This window comes from Pseudomonas sp. PHC1 (genome assembly GCF_046487845.1).
Classification (GTDB): Bacteria; Pseudomonadota; Gammaproteobacteria; order Pseudomonadales; family Pseudomonadaceae; genus Aquipseudomonas; species Aquipseudomonas sputi.
The window spans coordinates 224,274-248,725 of sequence record NZ_JBJXHJ010000007.1 but is presented as its reverse complement, the minus strand read 5'-3'; the positions used below and the strand labels follow the sequence as shown (position 1 = coordinate 248,725).

The window sequence follows — 24,452 nt, the reverse complement described above, 5'->3', positions numbered from 1 at the left end:
GGCCGTTTTCTGTTTCAAGCGATCAATCAACCGCCGAGGTACGCCTCGCGCACTTTCGGGTCGGTCAGCAGTGCTTCGCCGGTGCCTTGCATCACCACCCGGCCATTCTCCAGAACGTACGCACGGTCGGCGATTTTCAGCGCCTGGTTGGCGTTCTGTTCGACCAGGAACACCGTCACACCGTCCTTGCGCAGCTGTTCGATGATGTCGAAGATCTGCTGGATGATGATCGGTGCCAGGCCCAGCGACGGCTCGTCGAGCAGCAGCAGTTTCGGCTTGCTCATCAGCGCCCGGCCGATGGCGAGCATTTGCTGTTCGCCGCCGGACATGGTGCCGCCGCGTTGGTTGAAGCGTTCTTTCAGGCGTGGGAAAAGGCCGAGCACCTTGTCCATCTGTTCCTGATAGTCGCCCTTGTCGGTGAAGAACCCGCCCATGGACAGGTTTTCCTCGACGGTCAGGCGGGCAAACACCCGACGACCTTCCGGCACCACGGCGATGCTCTTGCGCATGATCTGCGACGAGTCCTGGCCGACCAGTTCCTCACCCATGTAGCGGATGCTGCCGCTGTGCGCCTGCGGCGAACCGCACAGCGTCATCAGCAGGGTGGACTTGCCGGCACCGTTGGCGCCGATCAGGGTCACGATCTCGCCCTGGCGGACTTCGACGTTGACGCTGTGCAGGGCCTGGATCTTGCCGTAGAAGGTGGAAACGTTTTCGAACTGCAGCATTTACGCTTCCCCCAGGTAGGCTTTGATCACTTCAGGATTGTCGCGGATCTGCTCCGGCGTGCCGTCGGCCAGGGGCGTGCCCTGGTTGATCACGACGATGTGGTCGGAAATGCTCATGACCAGTTTCATGTCGTGTTCGATCAGCAGCACCGTCACGTTGTGCTCTTCACGCAGCACGCTGATCAGCGCCTTGAGGTCTTCGGTTTCCTTCGGGTTCAGGCCGGCGGCCGGTTCGTCGAGCATGAGGATCCGCGGACGGGTCATCATGCAGCGGGCGATTTCCAGACGACGCTGCTGACCGTAGGCCAGCGTGCCGGCAGGACGGTTGGCGAACTCTTTGAGGTTGACCTTTTCCAGCCAGTACTCGGCGAACTCCATGGCCTCGCGCTCGCTCTTGCGAAACGCCGGGGTCTTGAACAGGCCGGACAGGAAGTTGGTGTTCAGGTGACGGTGCTGGGCGATCAACAGGTTCTCGATCGCCGTCATGTCCTTGAACAACCGCACGTTCTGGAAGGTGCGCACCACGCCCTTGAGGGCGATCTTGTGGCCCGGCAGGCCTTGGATCGGCTCGCCGTCCAGCAGGATGCTGCCACCCGATGGCTGGTAGAAACCGGTCAGGCAGTTGAAGACGGTGGTCTTGCCCGCGCCGTTCGGCCCGATCAGTGCCACCACCTGTTTTTCCTTCACGGTCAGGGCCACGCCGTTGACCGCCAGCAGGCCGCCGAAGCGCATGCTCAGATTTTCGACTTTCAGGATCTCGCGGCTCATTTGCGCAGCTCCATGTGAGGACGTTGCATGGGCAGCAGACCTTGAGGTCGCCAGATCATCATCAGCACCATCAGGGCACCGAACATCAACATGCGGTACTCACTGAACTCACGCATCATTTCCGGCAGCAGGATCATTACCACGGCCGCGAGAATCACGCCCAGCTGCGAGCCCATGCCACCCAGTACCACGATGGCGAGGATGATCGCCGACTCGATGAAGGTGAACGATTCCGGCGTCACCAGACCCTGACGGGCGGCGAAGAAGCTGCCGGCGAAACCGGCGAAGCTCGCGCCCAGGGTGAACGCCGACAGCTTGATCACGGTCGGGTTGAGACCCAGTGCGCGGCAGGCGATTTCATCTTCACGCAGCGCTTCCCACGCACGGCCGATCGGCATGCGCAGCAGGCGGTTGATGATGAACAGCGCAGCCAGCGCCAGCAGCAGGGCAACCAGGTAGAGGAAGATCACCTTGTTGATCGAGTTGTATGGCAGGCCGAAATACTCGTGGAAGGTTTGCAGGCCTTCCGCAGCCTTGCGTTCGAAGGTCAGACCGAAGAACGTCGGTTTCTCGATGTTGCTGATGCCGTTCGGGCCGCCGGTGATGTCGGTCAGGTTACGCAGGAACAGACGGATGATTTCCCCGAAGCCGAGGGTCACGATCGCCAGGTAGTCGCCGCGCAGACGCAACACCGGGAAGCCGAGCAGAAAGCCGAATGTGGCGGCCATCAGGCCGGCAATCGGCAGGCAGATCCAGAAGCTCAGGCCGTAGTAGTGCGACAGCAGCGCGTAGCTGTAGGCACCGACGGCGTAGAAGCCGACGTAACCCAGGTCGAGCAGACCGGCCAGACCGACCACGATGTTCAGGCCCAGGCCGAGCATCACGTAGATCAGGATCAGCGTCGCGATGTCCACCGCGCCACGGGAGCCGAAGAACGGCCACACCAGCGCACCGATGATCAGCGCGATGATGAAGTAGCGCTGGGTGGTCGGCAGGGTCAGGAAGTTGCTGGCCTTGGCCGGGATCAGCGGCATGCCCGGCGAGGAACGCCACGCCTTGCTGATCTGCTGGTTGAACAGCACTCGCAGGAACATCAGCACCGAGCAGATGGCGATGGTCGCCAGAATGGCCGGGCTGGTGTTGTGCACTTCCAGGTTGGTGCCGACGATGGTCAGTTTCAGACCCAGTACCGGATAGGCCACGGCCCAGACCAGCAAGGCGCTGAACAGCGCCTGTTTAAGATTCCTAGTCATACTTTCTCAACCTCCGGACGGCCCAGAATGCCGGTCGGACGGAACAACAGCACCAGAACCAACAAGCCGAAAGCCACGACGTCCTTGTACTGGTCGCCGAAGATATCGGCGCCAAAGGCTTCCGCCACCCCGAGCACCAGCCCGCCGAGCATGGCGCCGGGGATGCTGCCGATCCCGCCCAGTACCGCGGCGGTGAAGGCCTTGAGGCCGACGAGGAAACCGGCGTTCGGGTTGATCACGCCGTATTGCATGCTCAGCAGCACGGCCGCGACGGCCGCCAGCGCAGCACCGATGACGAAGGTCAGGGCGATGATGTTGTTGGTGTTGATGCCCAGCAGGTTGGCCATCTTGATGTCTTCGGCGCAGGCGCGGCAGGCGCGGCCCAGGCGAGAGCGGGAGATGAACAGCGTGAGGCCGAGCATGGCGATCAGGGTGACCACGAACACCACGATTTGCATGTAGGAAATCAGCACTTCATGTGCGCCACCTGGGCCGAAGGCGAAATTGCCCGGAATCAGGTTGGGGATTGCTTTGTCCTTGGAGTCTTGCGCCAGCAGAACCGTGTTCTGCAGGAAGATCGACATACCGATCGCGGAAATCAGCGGGATCAGACGGTTGCTGCCGCGCAACGGGCGGTAGGCAATGCGTTCGATGCTGTAACCGTAGGAGCTGGTGACGACGATGCTGGCGATGAACGCCACGGTCATCAACAGCGGGACGCTTTCGAGTCCCATCATGGTCAGCCCGGCGATGGCGATGAACGCCACGTAGGAACCGATCATGTACACCTCGCCGTGGGCGAAGTTGATCATTCCAATGATGCCGTAGACCATCGTGTAGCCGATGGCAATCAGGGCATACATGCTGCCAACGTTCAAGCCGTTAACCAGCTGTTGGAAGAAGTGATAGATGTCAGGCATTACAGCGCTCCTAAAAACCTGATACGCATTTCACTGGTGGAGTCATTTTCCCGCCCGGTCCCGTGGATCTTTATCCACTTCGAATCCGGGTTTTGCCAGCGAACCGCTGATGACGGTTTTGAGATTTTCAGGTGGGGAGACTGGCGGATCACGCCAGCGCGGCCCAATACATTCGTAAAACAAAGCCCACGGCACGCCGTGGGCTTTATTGGCAGTCAGTCAGGCAGCGCCTTACTGAGGCGACGCTTCAGTTTTTGGGCCGTTGGCGTGCCATGTGTAAACCACGAACTTGAAGTCCTTCAGGTCGCCCTTGTCGTCGAAGCTCAGGTCGCCGGTCGGGGTCTTGAAGGTGCCTTTGTGGATGGCTTCAGCCACTTTGGCAGTATCTTCGGACTTGGCAGCCTTGATACCTTCGGCAATCACTTCAACGGCCGAGTAGGACGGGAACACGAACGGGCCGCTCGGGTCTTCTTTCTTGGCCTTGAATGCATCGGCCAGGGCCACGTTGGCCGGATCCTGGTCGAAGGATTTCGGCAGGGTCACCAACAGGCCTTCGGCCGCGTCCTTGGCGATCTGGGTGATCGAGTCGTTACCCACGCCTTCCGGACCCATGAACTTGGCTTTCAGGCCTTTTTCCTGGGCTTGACGCAGGATCAGACCCAGCTCCGGGTGGTAGCCGCCGTAGTAGACGAAGTCGACGTTGGCTTGCTTGAGCTTGGCGATGATTGCGGAGAAGTCCTTGTCGCCGGCGTTGACGCCTTCGAACACGGCAACCTTGGTGCCTTTCTTCTCGAGAGTGGATTTGACGGCAGTGGCGATGCCTTCACCGTACTGCTGCTTGTCGTGCAGCACGCCGACGATTTTCGGCTTCACGTGATCGGCGATGTAGTTACCGGCGGCAGGGCCCTGGGCGCTGTCCAGACCGATGGTGCGGAAGACCATTTTGTAACCACGGTTGGTGATGTCCGGGCTGGTGGCAGCCGGAGTGATCATGATCACGCCTTCGTCTTCGTAGATGTCCGAAGCAGGCTGGGTGGAGCTGGAGCACAGGTGACCGACCACGAACTTGACGCCGTCGTTGACGACCTTGTTCGCAACCGCTACCGCTTGTTTAGGATCGCAAGCGTCATCGTATTCGACGGCTTCGAGCTTCTTGCCGTCGACGCCGCCTTTGGCGTTGATCTGTTCGATGGCCATTTTCGCGCCACTGAACTGCATGTCGCCGTACTGGGCTACTGGACCGGTTTTAGGGCCGGCGATACCGATCTTGATGGTGTCAGCTGCGAACGAATGGCTGGCAACCCCGGCCAGAACCATAGCGGCAAACAGTTTGGAAATCTGCTTAGTAGCCTTAGTCATAGTGCTCCACTCTTACTGTTGTATTTTTTTAGAGTCCTGACGCCGTAGCAGCAGAACCGGGACAGATATCTAAGGCGATACCCTCCGGAAATGCCCCCGGCAACTGTACCGGTACAGTGTAGAGCGCCGGTTGTTGGCCTGGGAAGCTGGCGCCAAGGGGCAAAACCTGAGGGTGTCGCTTAAGTGAAAGAAAAAGACAGAATTGCGGCGGGACGTTCAGAGGGCTTATGCCCCAATCATCAGCATTCCTTGGCGTTCCTGCTCTTTTCGTTCGGTACGGCCTTTTGCAACCGGGTTTTTCTGCCGGACCACCGACGTTATCATTCGCGCCGATTTCTATTCCGGACAGTCCCATGAATCAAGAACCTAGCACCCTCTATGCCAAGCTGCTTGGTGAAACCGCATCTATTACCTGGAAAGAGCTGGAGCGCTTCTACGCCCAGGGTGCCCTATTGTGGGTCGACCCCAGCCTGGATTTGATCGCGGTCGCCGAGGCCGTGGCGTCGGATCAGGGCGAGAAAGTCGCTGCCTGGCTGGCCGAAGACAAGGTCGCCAAGCTGTCTGAAACGCGGGCGCTGGATATTTTCGAGCGCGACCCCGAGATGTGGGCGGTGGTGGTCCGGCCGTGGATCCTGGTCCAGGAAAGGGCGTCGGCCTGAAGGGTTGCACCTTGTTGGTGCGAGTGATGAGCGGCATAAAGTGTGTAGCGCAGTAGCGTGATGGCCGATTGCCGTAGAGAAATGCCACAAGCGTGGGTGGCATAACGGTGACGTAAACGTAACGGGCACAGTTTAGTAAGCCGCCTAACGGCTGCTTAATTGTTTCGGGATGTTGGAAAGGCTGAAATCTTCAGTGAATGCCAGGCCCCATCGCTGGCTTGCCAGCGATGGGGGCGACGCGGTCTTTGATCAGACCGAATAAGACTTGCCGGTGTGGTTATTGAGGGAAATGACCTTGGTCTTGCCGATCCGGTGACGGTAGATCTCGCGCAGGTACTTGATCGACTTCTTCACGCAATCGCGCGACAGGCGAATGTCATTGATCGAGACAAACTTCTCTTTGTCGTTGATCAACTCGCGGTATTTCTTCTCGTACATCGGCTTGATCGCGTACCAGTTGGTGTCGAGGATCTTCGCCGGGTTTTCGAATTCGTTGAGCAGGTCGTCGATGCGATCCTCGTCGAACTCTTCCTGAATGATGAAATCGAGGATCGAGTTGTCCAGGGTTTCGTCGAAACGGTACGGTGTCTTGGCGAAGCAACGCTTGATGAACGCCACGATCAGCGTCAGGAAGTCGTCCGACAGGCACGGGCTCTTGGCGATCAGGGTGGTCAGCGACAGGTTGGCCGAGGCGCCGATCACCAGCGCGTAACGCTTGAGCGTGGTGTTGGGGAACAGGCTGTTGAGGTGGGTCTTCAACCGGTTCAGGTCCATGTACGACAGTTTGTAGTCTTTGGGCAGCGAAACGATCGAGACCACCGACGAGCAGTTCTTGAAGAAATGCAGGTCATGCAGCGCGGCGGCGTCGTAGCCCGAGTTCTTGTACTGCTCCAGCGACGCGCGATAGCGCTTGGACTCGATCGGCAGCAGGCTGATGCCTTCGATGGCCTGGGTCACCTTGTTGAAGTGCGGCAGGTCGATCGAGCGGAAGAACAGGTCGTCGATGTTCAGGCGCTGCGGCTCTTTGTCGAACACCTTGAATTTGTCGCTGCTTGGCGGCGGGGTTTCCGGCACCACGGATTCGGCGTAGGCAATCGCCACCGGGCCGGCCAGACTCATGAACAGGTCGTTGGCGTCCAGGCGAATGGTCTCACCGATGTCGATGCCGGCACGACGGAAATAGTTCTGGTCATAGTCGGTCGTAACCGCCTGGGCCGTCAGAATGTTGAAGATCTGCTGCGAGATGTACTGGTTGGCATGCTTCTCCATCGCATTGACATCAATGTTCTGGATGTTGCCGTCATCGCTCTCTTCGGCGTAACGCATGATGTCGTTGGAGATCAGCATCATCGCGTTCCACGGGCGGATACGGCCCATGACGCTGGCTTCGCTACTGTCTTCGTTGGCGAAGTTGTAGGAGAAATCCCATTCTTCCGACAGGTATTTGCACAGCAGGCGACCGGCGTTGATGTGCAGCGCCTCGGACATTTCGCTGCGGTGGTCGGAGATGTTCGGCAGCACGCAGATGCCGCTGGTGAAAATCGGCTCGAACACGAACGAATGACCGCTCTTGCCGTCATGCTCGTCCATCGGCTTGGTGTCGAACGTCTTGTTCATGTACGAGTGCTGCTGGGCCAGGCCGAATTCCGAGGCCATGCCCGAACCGGTACCGCCGCCGGCACTGAAGATCGAGAAATACAGGCGCGACTGGTTGGCCTTGATGCCGCAGCTGTCGATCAGGTACGAGTGGATCATTTTCCAGTCAGGGCTGGAGAAACGCTGGGTGTCCTTGTTGAGGATGATCTTCGCCAGGTACTGGCCGAGGATCGGCGCGTTACCGGCGCCACCGGCGTGGACTTCGGACAAGTCCATGATCTTCATCTTGCTGTAGTCGCGCAGAAAACCGCTTTTTTCGCCCTTGCGCGAGAAGCGGATACGCCCGGCGATGTCCTTGTCCAGGTCGCCGAGCATCACCAGCGGTTCCACCAGGAACACCGGTTTGCTGCCCTTGTTCGGGCCGATCCGCAGGTTGGTCTTGATCCACTGGGCCGGGCTGTAGCCCTTGTCGGCCAGGCGACGATCGCTCGAAGGGCGATCTTCGTTGTTGAATTCGTTGAGGTAGAACTTGCGCGCGTTGTACACCAGCTCCGCCACGTCGAGGGCGATGTTGGAACCGCAGCGACCGAGTCCGATCAGGCACACCGACGGGAATTCCTGATCGTTGTGCTGTTCGTTGTCGCCTTCCAGGTGCGGCGGGCGCGGGAACACCAGGTCACGCAAACCGTCGAGGTTGTCGAGGATGCGGTCAGTGTTGGTTTCGGTGAAGTACAGGTATTGCTGGGTGCCCAGCGGGCGCGAGGGTGGCAATGGCTTCATCGGGGCAGGGCTGTTTGCCGCAGGGCTCAGAGTCAGATCGGATACCGCAGTGGCCGGATTGTTTTTAGAAGTCATTGTGCGCCATCTACCTGGACTGGTTGGTTCGACGACCGCTGTCGTCGAACCTCTCGGAATGGGAATCTCGCGTCTTTTTTCTGCGCGTGTTTGGCCCGCGTGTCAGGGGTATGGCCTGAGTGCCGCGCGGGGGAATCCTTTCCTGATTGATGATGGATCGGCCATTATTCGGCGATCTTTAATCAAAAGGAGGCTAAATGATGTCAACGCGACCTTCGTTGGGTTATGCCGGAATCGGCCTGATGGGCCTGCCGATGGGCCGCCGACTTCTGGCTGCCGGTTATCCGTTGGCCGTGTGGAACCGCAACCCGGCCAAGTGCGCGCCGCTGGTCGAGGCCGGCGCCCGGCAGGTGGCGACTCCCGCCGAACTCTGTGAGCAGGCCGATGTGGTGATGCTGTGCCTGGCCGACACGGCGGTGGTGCGCGAAGTGGTGTTCGGCCCGGCCGGCGTGGCCGAGGGGGCGAAGCCCGGTCAGTTGCTGGTGGATTTTTCCAGCCTTGAACCGACGGCCACCCGTGAAATGGCAGCCGAGCTGGCCGGCAGGACGGGTATGAGCTGGCTTGATTCGCCGGTGTCCGGCGGGGTGGTCGGCGCCGAGGCCGGCAGTCTGGCGATCATGGTGGGCGGTGATGCAGCGGATCTTGATCGCGTACGACCGGTACTGCTCGAACTCGGGCAGCGCGTCACGCACATGGGCGGCATCGGCGCCGGTCAGGTGACCAAGGCCTGCAATCAGATGATCGTCGCCTGCAACGCCCTGGTGATCGCCGAAGTGGTGGCGCTGGCCGAACAGGCCGGGGTTGATGCCAGCCTGATCGCCGAGGCGCTGGCCGGTGGTTTTGCCGATTCGAAACCGTTGCAGATTCTCGCCCCGCAAATGGCCGAAAGCCGTTTCGAGCCGGTGAAGTGGCACGTGCGCACGCTGCTGAAAGATCTGGATACCGCAGTGAAGTTTTCCCGGGAAACCGGTTCGGCCACGCCGATCAGCGGATTGGCCGCACAACTGATGCGCCTGCATGGGGCGCAGGGCTTTTTGCAGAAGGATCCAGCGACACTGGTGCAAATGTACCGCGGGCCAGACTCAGCGGATTGAGCGTATGCGCGTGTTTGCGCTGGTTGATTTCCTCCAGCACCGGGCGCAGTTCGGCCAGTGGCACCGGGCGACTGAGCAGGTAACCCTGAATGAAGTCGCAGCCCGAGCGCTCGAGAAAATCGTATTGCTCCAGGCTTTCGACGCCTTCGGTGACCACCTGCAAGTGCAGGGTGTGCGCCATGACGATGATCGCCTGGACGATCTCCATGTCGGCGGTGGCCTTGGGAATATCGAGGATGAACGAGCGGTCGACCTTCAGGGTATTGAGCGGCAGGCGCTTGAGGTAGGCCAGCGACGAATAGCCGGTGCCGAAGTCATCGATCGACAGTGACACGCCGAGGGCGCGGATCTGCCGCAGCAGCACCAGCGTGTTGGCGATGTTGCCCATCAAGGCGTTTTCGGTGACTTCCAGTTCCAGCCGTTCCGGGGCAACACCGGCGCTGCGCAGGGCGTGCTCGATTTCATTGGCCAGTTCTTCCCGGGCCAGATTCAGCGGCGAGCAGTTCCAGGCAATCTTCAAGTCTTCGCAACCATGGCGCGACAGCTCGCCGAGGTCTTCACAGGCCTTGCGCAATACCCAGTTGTCGAGTTCGGCGATCAGGCCATTGTTTTCGGCGATGGCAATGAAGCGATCCGGAGTGAGCAGGCCGTGCACCGGGTGCTGCCAGCGGATCAGCGCTTCGAGCTTGGTGACCTTGCCGGTCTTGAGTTCGAAGATCGGCTGGTAATACAGCAGCAGGCCGTTCTCTTCACGCAGGGCGTGGCGCAGCTCTTCCTCCAGTTGCAGTTCGAGGCTGGCGCGGTTTTTCAGGTTGGCATCGAAAAAATGCACCCCGTTGCGCCCGGCGCCTTTGGATTGGTACAGCGCCAGATCCGCGTGCTTGAGCAGTTCATCGCAGGTGGAGCCGTCTTCAGGAAACAGGCTGATGCCGATGCTGGTGGTCATCACCATGCGCCGTCCGGCGAGTTCGATCGGCTCTTTCATCTTGAGCATGATGCGCTGGGCAAGATTGCGCGCTTCCTCGCGGTCGCGCAGGCCGATCAGGATGCAGAACTCGTCGCCGCCGAACCTCGCGACCACATCTTCGTGGCTGCGCACGGAGCCCTTGATGTGCTGCGCGATGACTTTGAGCAGGGCGTCGCCGGCATCATGGCCGAGGCTGTCATTGATGCGCTTGAAGTGGTCGATGTCGAGAAACATGACCGCGAGCATGCCGCCTTCACTGGTTTTCTGGCTGAGTTTTTCGGCGAAGATCTGATTGAAGCCGCGCCGGTTGATCAGGTTGGTCAGGGCGTCGTAATTGGCCACGTGCTGCAGCGACATGCGCGCCTGATCGAGCTGACTGAGCAGGGCGTTGACCCGGCGCAGATCGTGTTCCTTGTTCTGCAGCTTCTTGTCGGCCAGCGCGGCGATGATGGCACTGCCGAGGATCAGCAAGGTGATCAGTGCCACGCTCAGCCCCAACTGCAATTGACTGGTCTGCGCGGCCAGGGTCGGCAGTTCTCCCTCAGGCAGCACCAGTTGCAGCGCCGCCATGCCGGTGAAGTGCATGCTGAGGATGCCGGCGCCGAGTATCAGCGCGGCCAGGTACTTGAGCATCTGAATGTTCAGGCCACTGCCTTCGCGCAAGTTGCCGGCGACCCATAACGCCGCGAAGCTGGCGCCGATGGCGATCACGATCGACGACAGGAACAGGGTTGGCTCGTAGTAGGGCGTAGCGGCGGATTCCATGGCGGCCATGCCGACATAATGCATGCCGGCGATGCCCAGGCCGATGACGATGGCGGTCTTGACGTATTGCAGCAGGCTCGGTTGGGGCGTGCTCAGGGTGTGCATTGCCAGCCAGGACGCCAGTAACGCGATCAGCAGGGAAAACAGGGTGACGGGCAGGTCGTACTGGATGTCGATCGGCGCCTGGAACGCCAGCATGCTGATGAAGTGCATGGCCCAGATACCGCCGGCCAGGCAGGTTGCACCGATCCAGCGCCACAGGCGTTGCGAACCGGGCTCTTCAGCGTGGACGACCCGTTCGGCCATGTCGAGGGTGGCAAAACTCGCGGCGCAGGCAACCAGATAGGCCACCAGCACCAGCAGGGAATTGTGTGTGCAATTGAGGATGACCTGCCCGCTCTCCGGCTGCTCGGCGACAAACTGCAAACCAAGCCACTCCATAGCATGCCCCGTCTCTGAGTGCGTCCCTACTGCGTCATCAACGCAGGCGAATGTTTGCAGTATAGAGGCGGTTTTTGCCGTGCAAGCGGTAGTGGCACATTGGCGCTAATGATTTCGGCATGAGCGTCATAGCGTTTGGCGCTAAGCGTTGAAATGCCTGAACTCAGGCGACTTCGTTCCAGTGCGGTTGCAGCGGCGGCAGGCCGAAGCGGGCTCGGGCCTTGTCGCAGTCGGTGTTCTGTTCGCCGTTTTCCCACGACGCTTCGAACTCGCGGCAGGCGCTGGAGCGCTTGTCGTAGATCGTGCAACTCACGGCTGTTCCGACTTCGCCTTCCAGCGCGGTGCAGCGCGGCGCCTTGCGGTCGGTACCGATCATCGCGACCCGGCTGGGCGTGATCTGGATGACCAGTTCATCAGGGACGGTCCCGCCGGAGGATGCGCATTCACCCCAGAAAAATGACACACGAAAATGGGAACAGCAGGCACCGCAATTCAGACACGGACTGACATCGGACATAGGGGGGGCATCAAAGGGATTGATCGGCAGGATCCGGACGGATCCGGCGGCCATTCTAGGCTTTGCCACGGCGTTGGGAAGGGGGGCGTGAAAGTATTTTTTCATTGCCGGATTTTTCCGCAAAACCCCCGGTTTTCGGGGGATTCGAAGCATTTCAAGGGCTTACGTTTCGTTACACGGCCATGGCCCGTCATCAGGCTGACGAATGATCACAGACAGCCCCGACGAGCGTGACTAGATTGCAGGTTCCGGGCTCGGATGCGTTGGCAGTGAAGCCCTCATAACAATAAAGAGACGGACCCATGCAGAACTCGACCCAAGCGGCGAATGCCTGGCGCATTCTGTTCCTGCTGTTCCTCGCCAACCTGTTCAATTTCTTTGACCGCACCATCCCGGCGATCATCATCGAACCGATCCGCATGGAGTGGCATCTCAGCGACTTCCAGTTGGGGATCGTCGGTACCGCGTTCACCCTGGTCTACGCGATTGCCGGATTACCACTGGGCCGCATGGCCGACACCGGTTCGCGCAGCAAACTGATGGGCTGGGGCCTGGCGACCTGGAGCGCGCTGACGGCGGTCAACGGTCTGGTCGGCAGTTTCTGGAGTTTCCTGCTGGTGCGCATGGGCATCGGCATTGGTGAAGCCAGTTACGCGCCCGCCGCCAACTCGCTGATCGGCGACCTGTTCCCGGCCCATCGCCGGGCTCGGGCCATGGGCATTTTCATGCTCGGCCTGCCGTTGGGGCTGCTGCTCGCCTTCTTCACTATCGGCTGGATGGTCAAGGCGTTCGACAGCTGGCGCGCGCCATTCTTCATCGCCGCCGTGCCGGGGTTGGTGCTGGCGGTGTTCATGTTCTTCATCAAGGAACCCAAGCGCGGCGCGGCGGAAACCGTGCAGGTGTCGCAAGAGAAAGTCGACAGGCCGATCCGCCGGGTGCTCGCCGTGCCGACCTTCCTGTGGCTGGTGATGGCCGGGCTGTGCTTCAACTTCGCGACCTATGCCTGCAACTCCTTTCTGGTGCCGATGCTGCAGCGTTATTTCCTGATGCCGTTGCAGGGAGCGGCAGTGGCGACCGGGGTGATCGTCGGGGTGACCGGGTTGATCGGCCTGACCCTCGGCGGCTGGATCGCCGACAAGATTCACCAGCGGGTGGCCAACGGGCGACTGCTGTTTGCCGGGTTCAGCCTGATCATCTCGACCCTGTGCACGGCGTGGGCGCTGCATGCCGGGCGCATCGAAATCGGGTTATTCGTCGCGGTGTTCAGCGTGGGCTGGCTGTTCGCCTACAACTTCTATACCTGCGTTTATACGGCGATTCAGGACGTGGTCGAGCCACGCCTGCGGGCCACGGCGATGGCGCTGTTCTTTGCCGGGTTGTATTTGCTGGGTGGCGGTCTGGGGCCGGTGGTGGTGGGCGGTTTGTCCGATCACTTCGCCAAATCGGCAATGGTCTCGGCGGGCGCCGAGCAGATGACCGAAGCGTTCAAGGCCGTCGGCCTGCATGATGCGATGTACCTGATCCCGGTGGCGCTGTTCCTGACCATGGTGTTCCTGTTCCTCGCGGCACGCTGTTTTGTGCGGGATGCGAAGCGGATGAAGGAAGGGCTGGTGGCGGTGGTTGAGCCGCAGAGTCAGGCCGTTACCGCTTGATGACCTGCATCGCCTGATCGTTCCCACGCGGAGCGTGGGAACGATCAGCGAGGGGGGGCAGACAAAAAAAGGCCCGCATCGCTGCGGGCCTTTTCATTTGTGGCGATGGAGCAGGACGATTTAACCCGCCACCAGCACCCGGATCGCTTCCAGTCGCAGCGCGGCCTTGTCGAGCATCGCCAGACCTTGTTCACGCTGCTTGCGCAGGGCGTCCAGTTCGCTGTCGCGCACGGTCGGGTTGACGGCCTGCAACGCGGTCAGGCGTGCCAGTTCTTCGTCGGTGTCGGCTGCCAGACGGCGGCGGGCCTCGGCCACGCGCTCGGCGTGGCGCGGGGTGACTTTGTCTTCACCGGCGTTGATCCGTGGCGTCAGCTGATCGCGCTGGGCCTGGATGAACTTGTTGGCGCTGGCGCGCGGCACGCTTTCCAGTTGATCGTTCAGGGTTTCGAACGCCACCCGCGACGACAGGTCGTTGCCGTTGGCGTCGAGCAGGCAGCGCAGGGCGGCCGGCGGCAGGTAACGGCCCAGTTGCAGCGAACGCGGGGCAACCACTTCGCTGACGTAGAGCAGTTCCAGCAGCACGGTGCCTGGCTTGAGCGCCTTGTTCTTGATCAGCGCGACGGCGGTGTTGCCCATCGAACCGGACAGCACCAGATCCATACCGCCCTGCACCATCGGGTGTTCCCAGGTGATGAACTGCATGTCTTCGCGCGACAGCGCCTGGTTGCGGTCGTAGGTGATGGTCACGCCTTCGTCGTCGCCCAGCGGGAAACTGGCGTCGAGCATCTTCTCGCTCGGCTTGAGGATCAGGGCGTTTTCCGAATGGTCTTCGCTGTCGATGCCGAACGCGTCGAACAGGGTTTCCATGTAGATCGGCAGGGCGAACTGGTCGTCCTGCTCGAGGATGGCCTCGACCAGCGCTTCACCTTCGCCGGCGCCGCCGGAGTTGAGTTCCAGCAGGCGGTCACGGCCGGTGTGCAGCTCGGCTTCCAGACGCTCGCGCTCGGTGCGCGCCTCGTCAATCAGCGCTTGCCACTCGCCGTCGTCGGCTTCTTCGAGCAGCGGCAGCAGGCGCGGGCCGAACTGATGCTGCAAGGCGTTGCCGGTCGGGCAGGTGTTGAGGAACGCGTTCAGTGCTTCGTGGTACCACTGGAACAGTCGCTCCTGCGGGCTGGTTTCCAGGTACGGCACGTGCAGTTCGATGATGTGCTTCTGGCCGATCCGGTCCAGACGACCGATCCGCTGCTCCAGCAGGTCCGGGTGCGACGGCAGATCGAACAGCACCAGATGGTGGGCGAACTGGAAGTTGCGACCCTCACTGCCGATTTCCGAGCAGATCAGCACCTGCGCACCGAACTCTTCATCGGCGAAGTAGGCGGCAGCGCGGTCACGCTCGAGGATGTTCATGCCTTCGTGGAACACCGTGGCCGGGATCCCGGAGCGCACGCGCAGGGCGTCTTCCAGGTCCATCGCGGTTTCGGCGTGGGCACAGATCACCAGCACTTTGGTGCGCTTGAGCATTTTCAGTTGGTCGATCAGCCACTCGACGCGCGGGTCGAATTTCCACCAGCGTTCTTCTTCGCTGGCGTCCGGCTGGGCCTGGAAGCTGACTTCCGGGTACAGCTCGGCGTGTTCGCCCAGCGGCAGTTCGAGGTATTCGTCCGGGCATGGCAGCGGGTACGGGTGCAGTTTGCGCTCCGGGAAACCCTGCACGGCGGCGCGGGTATTACGGAACAGCACGCGGCCGGTGCCGTGGCGGTCGAGCAGTTCACGCACGAGGCGGGCACTGGCTTCGGTATCGCCATCGTTGACGGCGGTGAGCAGGGCTTCACCTTCGTTGCCGAGGAAACCGTGGATGGTCTGGTGCGCGGCCGGCGACAGGCGACCCTTGTCCAGCAGTTCCTGAACGGCTTCGGCCACCGGGCGGTAGTTTTCGCTCTCGGCGCGGAAGGCGGCCAGGTCGTGGAAACGGTTCGGATCGAGCAGACGCAGGCGGGCGAAGTGGCTGTCCTGGCCGAGTTGTTCCGGGGTGGCGGTGAGCAGCAGCACGCCGGGAATGACTTCGGCCAGCTGTTCAACCAGCGAGTATTCCGGGCTGACTTTATCTTCGTGCCATACCAGGTGGTGGGCTTCGTCGACCACCATCAGGTCCCAACCGGCAGCGAACAGGGCGTCCTGCGCCTTCTCATCGTCAACCAGCCACTCCAGCGCCACCAGGGCCAGTTGGGTGTCTTCGAACGGGTTGGTCGCATCGCTTTCGATGAAGCGTTCTTCGTCGAACAGCGCGACCTGCAGGTTGAAGCGGCGGCGCATTTCCACCAGCCATTGGTGCTGGAGGTTTTCCGGCACCAGGATCAGCACGCGGCTGGCGCGGCCCGACAGCAACTGGCGATGGATCACCAGACCGGCTTCGATGGTCTTGCCCAGACCCACTTCGTCCGCGAGCAGAACGCGCGGCGCGATGCGGTCGGCGACTTCACGGGCAATGTGCAACTGGTGAGCAATCGGTTGTGCGCGCACGCCGCCCAGTCCCCAGAGCGCGGACTGCAACTGGCGGCTGGTGTGTTCCAGGGTGTGATAACGCAGGGAGAACCACGACAGCGGATCGATCTGGCCGGCGAACAGGCGGTCGCTGGCCAGACGGAACTGAATGAAGTTCGACAGCTGGGTTTCCGGCAGGGTGACCGCTTCGTTCTGCGCGTTGAGGCCGTGGTAGACCATCAGGCCGTCGACGTCGTCGACTTGCTGGACAGTCATCTTCCAGCCTTCGAAGTGAGTGATCGAGTCGCCCGGCGAGAACCGCACGCGGGTGAGGGGCGCATTCCGTAGCGCGTACTGGCGAGTCTCGCCAGTGGCCGGGTAAAGCACGGTCAACAAGCGGCCGTCCTGTGCCAGAACGGTGCCTAAACCAAGCTCTGCTTCGCTGTCACTGATCCAGCGTTGCCCCGGTTGATACTGCTGCGCCATGCTGCCTGACTCCCACCTTGAAAAAGCGGGCTATCTTAACGGAATGAGGGCCCGAGGCCAAAGGATAAGGAGCCTCTGTCCGGCTTTTAACCGCAATCGGCCAATTGCAGGGAAGATTAGGTCATGCATCGGTTTTACGGGATGTTGCGGCACCCCTGAGTGCCAAACCGGTCACAAGTTTGCGACCGATGGCTCAAGGCCCCCCTGGCGCCGCCGATAACCTGCTGACAGGAGACCCTTCATATGCTGCCACCGATGCTCCCCCTGAGCGCCGTGCCGATCACCTCCCAGCAGGATCCGATCCGCCAGCGACCGGATATTCCCCCTGTGGTGCCGGTGCAGGAAAGCTCCAACGAAAGCACCATCGACCTGCAAAAGCGCGACCCGGAAGAAGACGGCTATCTGCTGCGCGAAGAGCAGCGCCGGCAGCAGGAACGCGAGCGCCGTCGCCGCGAAGCCGACGACGACCCCGAGGCGCACCTCGCCGTGCCCGGCACCGAACTCAATGCCGACAACACCGTGCCGGTGGCGCCGTTGATGGAAGATCAACCGCGTCAGGGGCTTTGGGTCGACATCGAAATCTGAGGCCGGGCGGCCAGCTCTGTCAGGTTCTCCAATAGCACGTCGATTTCTTCTTGCGTGTTCAAGTAGCTCACCGCCACCCGCGCAATATTCGTCAGCCCACGCGCCTGCATGTCCAGCGGCGTGTAGGCCACACCGTTGGCGCCGATGTTGATTCGCCGTTCGGCCAATGCCTGCTTGAGCGCCACACTGTCCCAGCCTTCAAGCGTGAAGGCGATCAGCCCGGATTGTTGATTGGCCGCGCCGAGATCCCTCAGCGTCAGGCCGGGAATGGCTTTCAGGCGTTGACGCAATCGGTTGCTCAGGTGCTCGATGCGCTGGCGGATGGGAATCGCGCCGAGACGGTTGTATTCCTCCAGCGCGTTGGCCAGTCCGGCCAGCAGCGCCAGTGACACTTCACTGGTTTCAAAACGACGGGCATCGTCACGCAAGGTAAAGCGCTTGCCGTCCCACGGCGCCGACAAAACATCGCGCTGTACGGGGAGCAGCCGCTGCAGGAATTGCGGCCGGATGTACATCAACGCCGTGCCGCGCGGCCCGCGCAGGAATTTGCGTCCGGCGCCCTTGAGCACATCGCACTGCAAGTCTTGAACATCACAGGGCAACTGCCCCAGCGCCTGACCGGCGTCGATGAAATAGGGGATGCCATGCCGCCGCGCCACGCAGCCGATCTGCGCGGCAGGGTTGATCAGGCCACCGTTGGCCGGCAGCCAGGTCAGGGCGATCAGGCGCACCTGGCCGTCGATCATCTGCGCCAGGGCTTGCGGATCGACCGCACCGTGGGCATCGCAAGGAATCACTTCGAGCCGCGCGCCGGCCTTCACCGCTTCGGCCATGCACGCCAGATTGCCGGCCCATTCATGGCGCCCCACCAGAATCCGTTCGCCGGGCTGCCACGGCCCCAGCGCGTTGAACGCCTGGCTCCAGGCTGCCGAGCCACTGCTGGCAAAGGCGATGTCCTCGGGGTGGGCGTTGAGCAGGGCGGCGGCCGCGTGGCGCGCGCGTTCCTGTACCCGGTTGTCCGCCGCTTCCATCGGCCCGCCGAGCGCTTCGCGCTGCAACTGTTCGATCACCGCGTCGAGGGTGGCCTGGCTCGGCAGCGAGGCGCCGGCGTGGTTGAAGTGGATCACCTGAGCGCAACCGGGTGTGGCGGCGCGCAGACGCGAGAGGTCATCGATGTTCACGGCTTGAGCTCGAAGATCGCGTCGATTTCCACCGCAACACCGGCCGGCAGGCTCGATACGCCGACCGCGGTGCGCACATGTTGGCCCTTGTCGCCGAGGGCGTTGACCAGCAGGTTCGAGGCGCCATTAGCGACCACGCCCTGAGCCTTGAAGTCCGGTGTGGCGGCCACGAAAACCCCGAGACGCAGGATGCGCACCAGTTTCGACAGGTCGTCACCCAGCGCATGGCTGAGTTGGGCAAGTAGTCCAAGAGCGGCCAGTTCGGCGGCTTTAACCCCTTCTTCGTCGGAGATTGCTTCGCCCAGTCGCCCGATGAACGCGGGTTTGCCGTCGAGCAATGGAATCTGCCCGGAGATGAACAGCTGGTTCTGGCTGACCACATGGTTGACGTAATTGGCGATCGGCTGGCTCGGCTCGGGCAGGCGCAGGCCGAGTGGTTGAACGCGTTGGCTGAGGGAATCGGTCATGGGAAGTCCTCCTGAGTGAGGGCTTCAGCATGTTGGTGCGAGCAACGGGCGACAAACGGATAGATTTAATCCGACGCATCGAAATAACTCATGCGTTCGCGGTGTCCTCCAGCCACTGGCAGAAACGCTGCGCCGCTGGCGTGGGTGGGCGTTGCGAGGTGACCAGCCAATACCCGATCTCGCCAAGCATCGGCGGCGTGTCGAAGGCCGGCACCAGCGCGCCGTCCTTGATCCGCCGTTCGATCAATCGCTGACGGCCCATGGCAATGCCCTGTCCGGCAACCGCGGCTTCGACGACGATGTTGTAGTCGTGCAGCATGACGCTGGGCACATGAGCCAGATCGATGCCGCTGTGTTGCTGCCAGTCGATCCATTCGAACGGCTGGTGCGACTTGGCCATCAGCAACGGCCCGTTGCTCACGCCCTTGGCCTTGAAGGCCGGGCTGCACACCGGCGTCAGGGTTTCGCCCATGAATCGGCGTGCCTGGACTTTCGGCCAGCCGCCCTTGCCATAGCGGATCGCCAGATCCACCTCGCCGGCGTCGACATCGGCCAGTTGCACGGCGGGCAGCAGTTCGACATGGATATTCGGATAGTTTGCGTTGAAATCCGCCAGACGCGGTGCCAGCCACAAGGTGGCGAAGGAGGCGAGCAGACCGATGCGCAGGGTGGTGGGGCGCTCGCCGCGCAGGTCGTGGGTGGCGGCGGCAATCGCGGCGAGGGCCGGTTCGATCTGTCGGTAGTAATGTTCGCCGGCCGGGGTCAGGTCGATGGCACGGGTACGGCGCACGAACAGGCGCTGATCGAGGCATTCTTCGAGTTTGTGCACCTGATGGCTGATCGCGCTTTGGGTCACCGACAACTCATCGGCAGCCTTGATGAAACTCAAATGGCGGGCCACGGCCTCAAAGGCGCGCAAGGCCAACAGCGGTGGCAGATCCTGATGCAGGGGCACGGCGCAGATCCTTGGGGTTCAGGGCGAGGCGCCGATTGTGCAAGCAAACCCGGTGGGCGGTACATGAAATGTTATCGAGCGTTCAGGCGAGTGGCTGGTCAGCGCCCGCGCCAGGCCGCATTATTGGCGCAGTCCTGTCGGTGATCCGGCAGTTGTGATTCAGTCCAAGCGATGCACCGAACGCCATGAGCCAAGACGACAAGCTGATTGACCTCAACACCGAACGCGCCAAGCGGGTTCATGACCTCAACGAAAAGCGCCTGAATGAAGTCCGCCAGGCTTTCGAGCAGGCCATGCCGCTGGGCAAAACGAAGAAAAAGCCGAAAAACAAACCGAAAAAGCGTTGATCTCCCCTGCATCCGTTGATGCAGGTCAGTTATTTCCCCTCCTTTGCTCCGCACGTTGACCGGCATTGATCCCGGTCAATTCCTGCGCCTGCCTGATTGGTTAACTTAGCTCCATCGCAGCAGAGCAGGGGCCAGGAGGCCAGTCATGTTTTTCGATAACGTGGTGTTTGCCGGGGTCCTGACTGTGGGCCTGATGGTTCTGTTTTTTGCAGGGTTTGGATTTTTTATCTGGAAGGATGCGAACAAGCGCAAGAAGCCTTGATTCTTCCGGGTTTGATGAGCACGCAAGGCATTTTGGGCAACTTCGGTTGCCCTTTTTTTTGTCTTCTTGGCGGCCTTTGGGCCGACCATGCTTTGGGTTGTTTGGGGTGAATATCCGTTTCTGCGGGTGTTGCCGCTGACGGTTTCGCCCTTACGGCGAGTCCCTTTGGCAAACGCCCCAAAGGAACCAAAGGTCTGGGCCCCGGCGTTCGGCACCTCGCTTTGGCTCGGCGTTCCTTCGTTCCGGGATTCATCCGGGGGCATCGCCTACGGTTTGCTTCGCTGCACCTCCTCTCGATGTGTTTGGCTCCGCCAAACGGTCGCTGCGCTCCCACCCCCGGATAAATCCCTCCACTCAGCCTGCCGATGGGGCCGGCACGTCAAGAGCGGTACTCGAGCTAACGCTCATCGTGTTGAGTGGTGAGGAGCGGAAAGCGGACTGCTTTTGCTTTGATCGTTCCCACGCTCCGCGTGGGAATGCAGCCCGGGACGCTCTGCGTTCCATATCTGGAAGCAACAAAAAAGGCGTGATCCTTTCGAATCACGCCTTCTTCACTACTTCAATCTATCAGCTACCCAGCGCCTTCGACGCCAGCCAGAACAGGCCGGCCGACAGGGCCACGGTGGCTGGCAGGGTCAGGACCCAGGCCAGCAGGATGGTTTTCACCGTGCCGCCTTGCAGGCCGCTTTTGTTGGCGACCATGGTGCCGGCCACGCCCGAGGAGAGGACGTGGGTGGTGGACACCGGGAGGCTGAAGATGTTGGCCATGCCGATCAGGCTGGCGGTGGTGATCTGGGCCGACATGCCTTGCGAGTAGGTCATGCCCTGCTTGCCGATCTTCTCGCCGATGGTCAGTACCACGCGTTTCCAGCCGACCATGGTGCCCAGGCCCAGGGCCAGGGCGACCGCCAGAATCACCCAGAACGGGGCGTATTCGGTGGTGGTGGTCAGGTCTTTGCGCAGCTTGTCCAGGTCGGCCTTCTCACGCGGTGCCAGGCCTGGCAGTTTGCTGACTTTCTTCGCGGTGTCGTCCAGGCAGAGCAGGTAGCGACGCACTTCGATGCGGCTTTCTGCGGACAGCGAATGGTAGTCGGCTACGCCTTTAAGGGTGTCGAGCAGGGCGGCGATGGTCGGTTCGGTCTGTTGCGGGTTGCAACGGAATTTCTCCGGCAGGTCGCCGTCCACGCTTTTGCCCAGGGCCAGGAACTCGCCCAAGGTGTCGGCGTTGCGCTTGTAGAACTGGCTCAGGTGCAGCGTCGCGTCGCGTGTGCGTTCGATCTGGTAGGTGGTGCTGTTCAAGTCGAGTACGAACTGCGCAGGCACGATGCCGATCAGTACCAGCATGATCAGGCCGATACCTTTCTGGCCGTCGTTGGAGCCGTGCACGAAGCTCACGGCCATGGCCGAGATCACCAGAACCAGACGGTTCCAGAACGGTGGGTGCTTCTTGTCGTCGATCTTGCGGCGCTGTTCCGGTGTCTTGTGCATCTTCGACAGCGGGCGCCACCATTTCAGGCCGATCAGCACCAGCGCGGCGATCAGGAAACCGGCCATCGGCGAGAACACCAGCGAGGCGCCGATATCGATCGCTTTCTGCCAGTTGACCCCGTCGGCCAGTGGAATTTCGTTGATCAGGGCGTTGGCCAGGCCGACACCGAGGATCGAACCGATCAGCGTGTGCGAACTGGAGGCCGGGATACCGAAGTACCAGGTGCCCAGGTTCCAGGCGATCGCGGCGGCGAGCAGCGAGAACACCATTGCCAGGCCATGGCCGGTGTTCACGTTGATCAACAGTTCTACCGGCAGCAGATGCACGATGGCATACGCCACGCCAACGCCGCCCAGCAGCACGCCGAGGAAGTTGAACACGCCCGAGAAGAACACCGCCAGGTGAGGCGGCATCGCTTTGGTGTAGATAACAGTGGCTACCGCGTTAGCGGTGTCATGAAATCCATTGATGAACTCGAAGGCGAGGACAAATGTCAGGGCGAGCAGGAGGCTCACAAGCACCCAGGCATCCAGTCCGCTGAATAAATCGATCATGAAGGTTTTCTGACCCGGTCATAAGGGGGCGCGATTATGCCAGAAAAGACTGGAAATCGATCCCCTACCTGCTCATCGGTAACATTCTTCAACGAATTAATTTGTATCAGGGGGCATTACCCAAGCTTTTTACAGGGTTTTTCAACCCATTGATTACATTAATAAAAATGCGAATCGCCGGCGTGCTGGCCGGTTGCCGGGAGGGGACAGAAGCTTGTATGAAATATCTTGGAAACGCGTCTGACATGCTCCAAACCTGTGCAATACAGGGGAGTCGGCCGCTGCCCGCGGGTAGCGGGCGCGCAAGGCATCGTCAGTCCACCGTGCTTGTAACCCGGTGAATACGCTTACCCTCGAAAGATGCAAGGGACGACTTCAAGGCTCTTCGGCTTTGAGTTCCTCTTGCATTTTTTTCAGCTCTTGCTGAAACACCTGATCCTGAACGGTAGGGCGTTTGCGCCAGGCTTTGCGTTCTGGTTCGGGCTGGGCGGCGTAGGTGGTGACTTCCCCGCCGTAAACTTCCTTGTAACGTTGTTCCTGGCGCTCAAGTTCCGCGCGCAGTTCGTCTTTCGTCACAGTGCTACCTGTATGAGTTGAGATAAATGTCTGGTGAACGCACTGCAACGAATTATTTAACCGGTTCGCCAACAAGCGCTTGCCCTTGCAGGCAGCGCGGTTGTCGGGAAGACGGTCAGGACTTCCATTTTGCAGGCGGCTACGGCACCAGATTAAAACTGACGCAGCATCAGTTTCCTGTTTCAGCGAGCGCGCTGGCGGTGCATGAGTAATGCGCATCAGGCGCTGGCCGGGGCTGGCGGCGATGGACATCGCGCCAGCGGGTGGCACCGTCGGCATATAAAAGCGCGGTGTCACTGAGGTGCATTATAGCGGCCGAATCGGGATTGACTATCTTTGCCAAGTTAAAAACGGTTCCGGATGTGTGAGTGTTTTGTGACGTGCAACTTTCATCAATAGTTGCATCGCTGTTGCGCAGCGATTGGTTTCTGGCGCCATTTAGCCGAACAACTAAGGTGCTCAACCGCACAGGCGTTTCAAGTTCAAATTCGCGCTGCGAAGCCCGGCCGGGCAGGAGAGGACGATTGCGATTATCGGTCGATGGTTCGATAATCGCCCGGTGTTGGCGGTCTGTCGCTTGTGTATCCGCCGGCGAGCCGCTTGTATAGCCGTTGATCCGAACAAGAAAAAAAGGACCCGACATGAACGATCAAATGCGCAATTCCTTCACTTCGGTAGCGCCGCCGATCGTCGCTTCGCCGGCCAAGCGTATCCAGGCCCTGACCGGCGATCCGGATTTCATGACCTCCCTGGCCCGCGGCCTGGCGGTGGTGCAGGCATTTCAGGAGCGCAAGCGCCACCTGACCATCGCCCAGATCAGCCATCGCACGGAAATTCCTCGCGCCGCCGTGCGCCGTTGCCTGCACACCTTGATCAAACTCGGCTACGCCACCACTGACGGGCGCACTTACTCGTTATTGCCAAAGGTGCTGACCCTCGGTCACGCCTATCTGTCGTCGACGCCGCTGGCGGTCTCGGCCCAGCCGTACCTCGACCGCATGAGCGAGCAATTGCACGAGGCCTGCAACATGGCCACGCTCGAAGGTGACGACATTCTCTACATCGCCCGTTCGGCCACCACTCAGCGTCTGATTTCGGTGGACCTGTCGGTGGGCGGGCGGTTGCCGGCGTATTGCACGTCGATGGGGCGAATCCTGCTGGCCGCACTGGACGACACCTCGCTGCGCGAATACCTCGACCACGCCGAACTGGTGGCCAAGACCAGCCGCACGATTCACACCCCCGACGCCTTGCTCGAATGTCTGCAGGAAGTCCGGCAGCAGGGCTGGTGCATCGTCGATCAGGAACTGGAGCAGGGCCTGCGTTCGATTGCCGTGCCGGTGTACGACGCTTCCGGTCAGGTGGTGGCAGCGCTCAACGTCAGCACCCACGCCGGTCGCGTCAGTCGCACCGAACTTGAGCAGCGCTTTCTCCCCGGCCTGTTGAGCGCCAGCCGCGACCTCAGTGCGCAGTTGTTCGCTTGATGAACCTGTTC

21 protein-coding genes are annotated in these 24,452 nt (G+C 61.0%); 7 read left to right on the top strand and 14 right to left on the bottom strand.

Annotation, left to right across the window (positions count from 1 at the left end; genetic code table 11):
- Positions 1 to 26 precede the first annotated feature (26 nt).
- The 5 genes from ACKJSM_RS13145 to ACKJSM_RS13125 form a co-directional block, all read right to left on the bottom strand.
- Complete coding sequence (locus ACKJSM_RS13145) at positions 27 to 728, bottom strand: ABC transporter ATP-binding protein (RefSeq protein ID WP_003222380.1); 702 nt, start codon at positions 726 to 728, stop codon at positions 27 to 29.
- Positions 729 to 1,496 (bottom strand): high-affinity branched-chain amino acid ABC transporter ATP-binding protein LivG, encoded by a 768-nt coding sequence (livG, locus tag ACKJSM_RS13140; protein WP_236181064.1) that lies wholly within the window; start codon positions 1,494 to 1,496, stop codon positions 729 to 731. It abuts the gene before it with no gap.
- A complete protein-coding gene (locus ACKJSM_RS13135; RefSeq protein ID WP_410237752.1) occupies positions 1,493 to 2,749 on the bottom strand; it encodes a high-affinity branched-chain amino acid ABC transporter permease LivM in 1,257 nt (418 codons plus the stop codon). Before ACKJSM_RS13135 ends, livG begins: the two co-directional genes overlap by 4 nt.
- Positions 2,746 to 3,669: a high-affinity branched-chain amino acid ABC transporter permease LivH gene (gene livH, locus ACKJSM_RS13130; protein ID WP_007959165.1), complete on the bottom strand. Its 924-nt coding sequence runs from the start codon at positions 3,667 to 3,669 to the stop codon at positions 2,746 to 2,748. The genes ACKJSM_RS13135 and livH overlap by 4 nt, the downstream gene beginning before the upstream one ends.
- Positions 3,670 to 3,900: 231 nt before the next feature.
- Complete coding sequence (locus ACKJSM_RS13125) at positions 3,901 to 5,028, bottom strand: branched-chain amino acid ABC transporter substrate-binding protein (RefSeq protein ID WP_236181062.1); 1,128 nt, start codon at positions 5,026 to 5,028, stop codon at positions 3,901 to 3,903.
- Between the two features lie 353 nt (positions 5,029 to 5,381).
- On the opposite strand from ACKJSM_RS13125, the gene ACKJSM_RS13120 reads away from it, so the two are divergent.
- Complete coding sequence (locus tag ACKJSM_RS13120) at positions 5,382 to 5,687, top strand: DUF2288 domain-containing protein (RefSeq protein WP_236181055.1); 306 nt, start codon at positions 5,382 to 5,384, stop codon at positions 5,685 to 5,687.
- A 249-nt stretch (positions 5,688 to 5,936) separates the two neighbouring features.
- On the opposite strand, the gene ACKJSM_RS13115 is transcribed toward ACKJSM_RS13120, so the two are convergent.
- The gene (locus ACKJSM_RS13115; protein WP_074691419.1) at positions 5,937 to 8,138 is read right to left on the bottom strand and encodes a hypothetical protein; all 2,202 of its coding nucleotides are present in this window, start codon (positions 8,136 to 8,138) and stop codon (positions 5,937 to 5,939) included.
- Positions 8,139 to 8,335: 197 nt separating this feature from the next.
- Between ACKJSM_RS13115 and ACKJSM_RS13110 the strand changes: the two genes are divergently transcribed.
- Positions 8,336 to 9,232 carry an NAD(P)-dependent oxidoreductase gene (locus ACKJSM_RS13110; RefSeq protein WP_410237750.1) on the top strand — a complete coding sequence of 299 codons (897 nt, stop codon included), beginning with the start codon at positions 8,336 to 8,338 and terminating at the stop codon, positions 9,230 to 9,232.
- Here the strand turns inward: ACKJSM_RS13110 and ACKJSM_RS13105 are convergent.
- Positions 9,123 to 11,405: a putative bifunctional diguanylate cyclase/phosphodiesterase gene (locus ACKJSM_RS13105; RefSeq protein ID WP_410237749.1), complete on the bottom strand. Its 2,283-nt coding sequence runs from the start codon at positions 11,403 to 11,405 to the stop codon at positions 9,123 to 9,125. The genes ACKJSM_RS13110 and ACKJSM_RS13105 overlap by 110 nt on opposite strands.
- Positions 11,406 to 11,568: 163 nt before the next feature.
- Positions 11,569 to 11,922, bottom strand: a complete 354-nt coding sequence (locus ACKJSM_RS13100; protein WP_410237747.1) for a YkgJ family cysteine cluster protein — start codon at positions 11,920 to 11,922, stop codon at positions 11,569 to 11,571.
- 302 nt (positions 11,923 to 12,224) lie between these two features.
- Here ACKJSM_RS13100 and ACKJSM_RS13095 point away from each other — a divergent pair, with 302 nt between their 5' ends.
- Positions 12,225 to 13,574: a spinster family MFS transporter gene (locus ACKJSM_RS13095; protein ID WP_410237745.1), complete on the top strand. Its 1,350-nt coding sequence runs from the start codon at positions 12,225 to 12,227 to the stop codon at positions 13,572 to 13,574.
- Between the two features lie 120 nt (positions 13,575 to 13,694).
- On the opposite strand, the gene rapA is transcribed toward ACKJSM_RS13095, so the two are convergent.
- Positions 13,695 to 16,541, bottom strand: coding sequence for an RNA polymerase-associated protein RapA (gene rapA / locus ACKJSM_RS13090; protein WP_410237743.1), 2,847 nt, complete (start codon positions 16,539 to 16,541; stop codon positions 13,695 to 13,697).
- Between the two features lie 243 nt (positions 16,542 to 16,784).
- On the opposite strand from rapA, the gene ACKJSM_RS13085 reads away from it, so the two are divergent.
- Positions 16,785 to 17,126, top strand: a complete 342-nt coding sequence (locus ACKJSM_RS13085) for an aspartate-semialdehyde dehydrogenase (RefSeq protein WP_236181044.1) — start codon at positions 16,785 to 16,787, stop codon at positions 17,124 to 17,126.
- Here ACKJSM_RS13085 and ACKJSM_RS13080 read toward each other — a convergent pair.
- From ACKJSM_RS13080 to ACKJSM_RS13070, 3 genes are all read right to left on the bottom strand, one after another.
- Entirely contained in the window at positions 17,096 to 18,307 is a 1,212-nt protein-coding gene (locus ACKJSM_RS13080; RefSeq protein ID WP_410237741.1) for an aminotransferase class V-fold PLP-dependent enzyme, read from the bottom strand. The two genes, ACKJSM_RS13085 and ACKJSM_RS13080, sit on opposite strands and share 31 nt — an antisense overlap.
- A complete protein-coding gene (locus ACKJSM_RS13075) occupies positions 18,304 to 18,774 on the bottom strand; it encodes a RidA family protein (RefSeq protein WP_410237739.1) in 471 nt (156 codons plus the stop codon). Before ACKJSM_RS13075 ends, ACKJSM_RS13080 begins: the two co-directional genes overlap by 4 nt.
- A gap of 88 nt (positions 18,775 to 18,862) precedes the next feature.
- A complete protein-coding gene (locus ACKJSM_RS13070) occupies positions 18,863 to 19,729 on the bottom strand; it encodes a LysR substrate-binding domain-containing protein (RefSeq protein ID WP_410237737.1) in 867 nt (288 codons plus the stop codon).
- 185 nt (positions 19,730 to 19,914) lie between these two features.
- Here ACKJSM_RS13070 and ACKJSM_RS13065 point away from each other — a divergent pair, with 185 nt between their 5' ends.
- Together ACKJSM_RS13065 and ccoM are read left to right on the top strand one after the other, a co-directional pair.
- The gene (locus ACKJSM_RS13065) at positions 19,915 to 20,076 is read left to right on the top strand and encodes a hypothetical protein (RefSeq protein ID WP_216740947.1); all 162 of its coding nucleotides are present in this window, start codon (positions 19,915 to 19,917) and stop codon (positions 20,074 to 20,076) included.
- Between the two features lie 145 nt (positions 20,077 to 20,221).
- Positions 20,222 to 20,338: a cytochrome c oxidase subunit CcoM gene (gene ccoM / locus ACKJSM_RS13060; RefSeq protein WP_007959205.1), complete on the top strand. Its 117-nt coding sequence runs from the start codon at positions 20,222 to 20,224 to the stop codon at positions 20,336 to 20,338.
- A gap of 567 nt (positions 20,339 to 20,905) precedes the next feature.
- On the opposite strand, the gene ACKJSM_RS13055 is transcribed toward ccoM, so the two are convergent.
- Both ACKJSM_RS13055 and ACKJSM_RS13050 read right to left on the bottom strand, forming a co-directional pair.
- Positions 20,906 to 22,381, bottom strand: a complete 1,476-nt coding sequence (locus ACKJSM_RS13055; RefSeq protein ID WP_236181036.1) for an inorganic phosphate transporter — start codon at positions 22,379 to 22,381, stop codon at positions 20,906 to 20,908.
- 375 nt (positions 22,382 to 22,756) lie between these two features.
- Entirely contained in the window at positions 22,757 to 22,957 is a 201-nt protein-coding gene (locus tag ACKJSM_RS13050) for a hypothetical protein (protein WP_236181088.1), read from the bottom strand.
- A 641-nt stretch (positions 22,958 to 23,598) separates the two neighbouring features.
- Here ACKJSM_RS13050 and pcaR point away from each other — a divergent pair.
- Positions 23,599 to 24,441, top strand: coding sequence for a pca regulon transcriptional regulator PcaR (pcaR, locus tag ACKJSM_RS13045; protein ID WP_007917109.1), 843 nt, complete (start codon positions 23,599 to 23,601; stop codon positions 24,439 to 24,441).
- Positions 24,442 to 24,452: the final 11 nt, after the last annotated feature.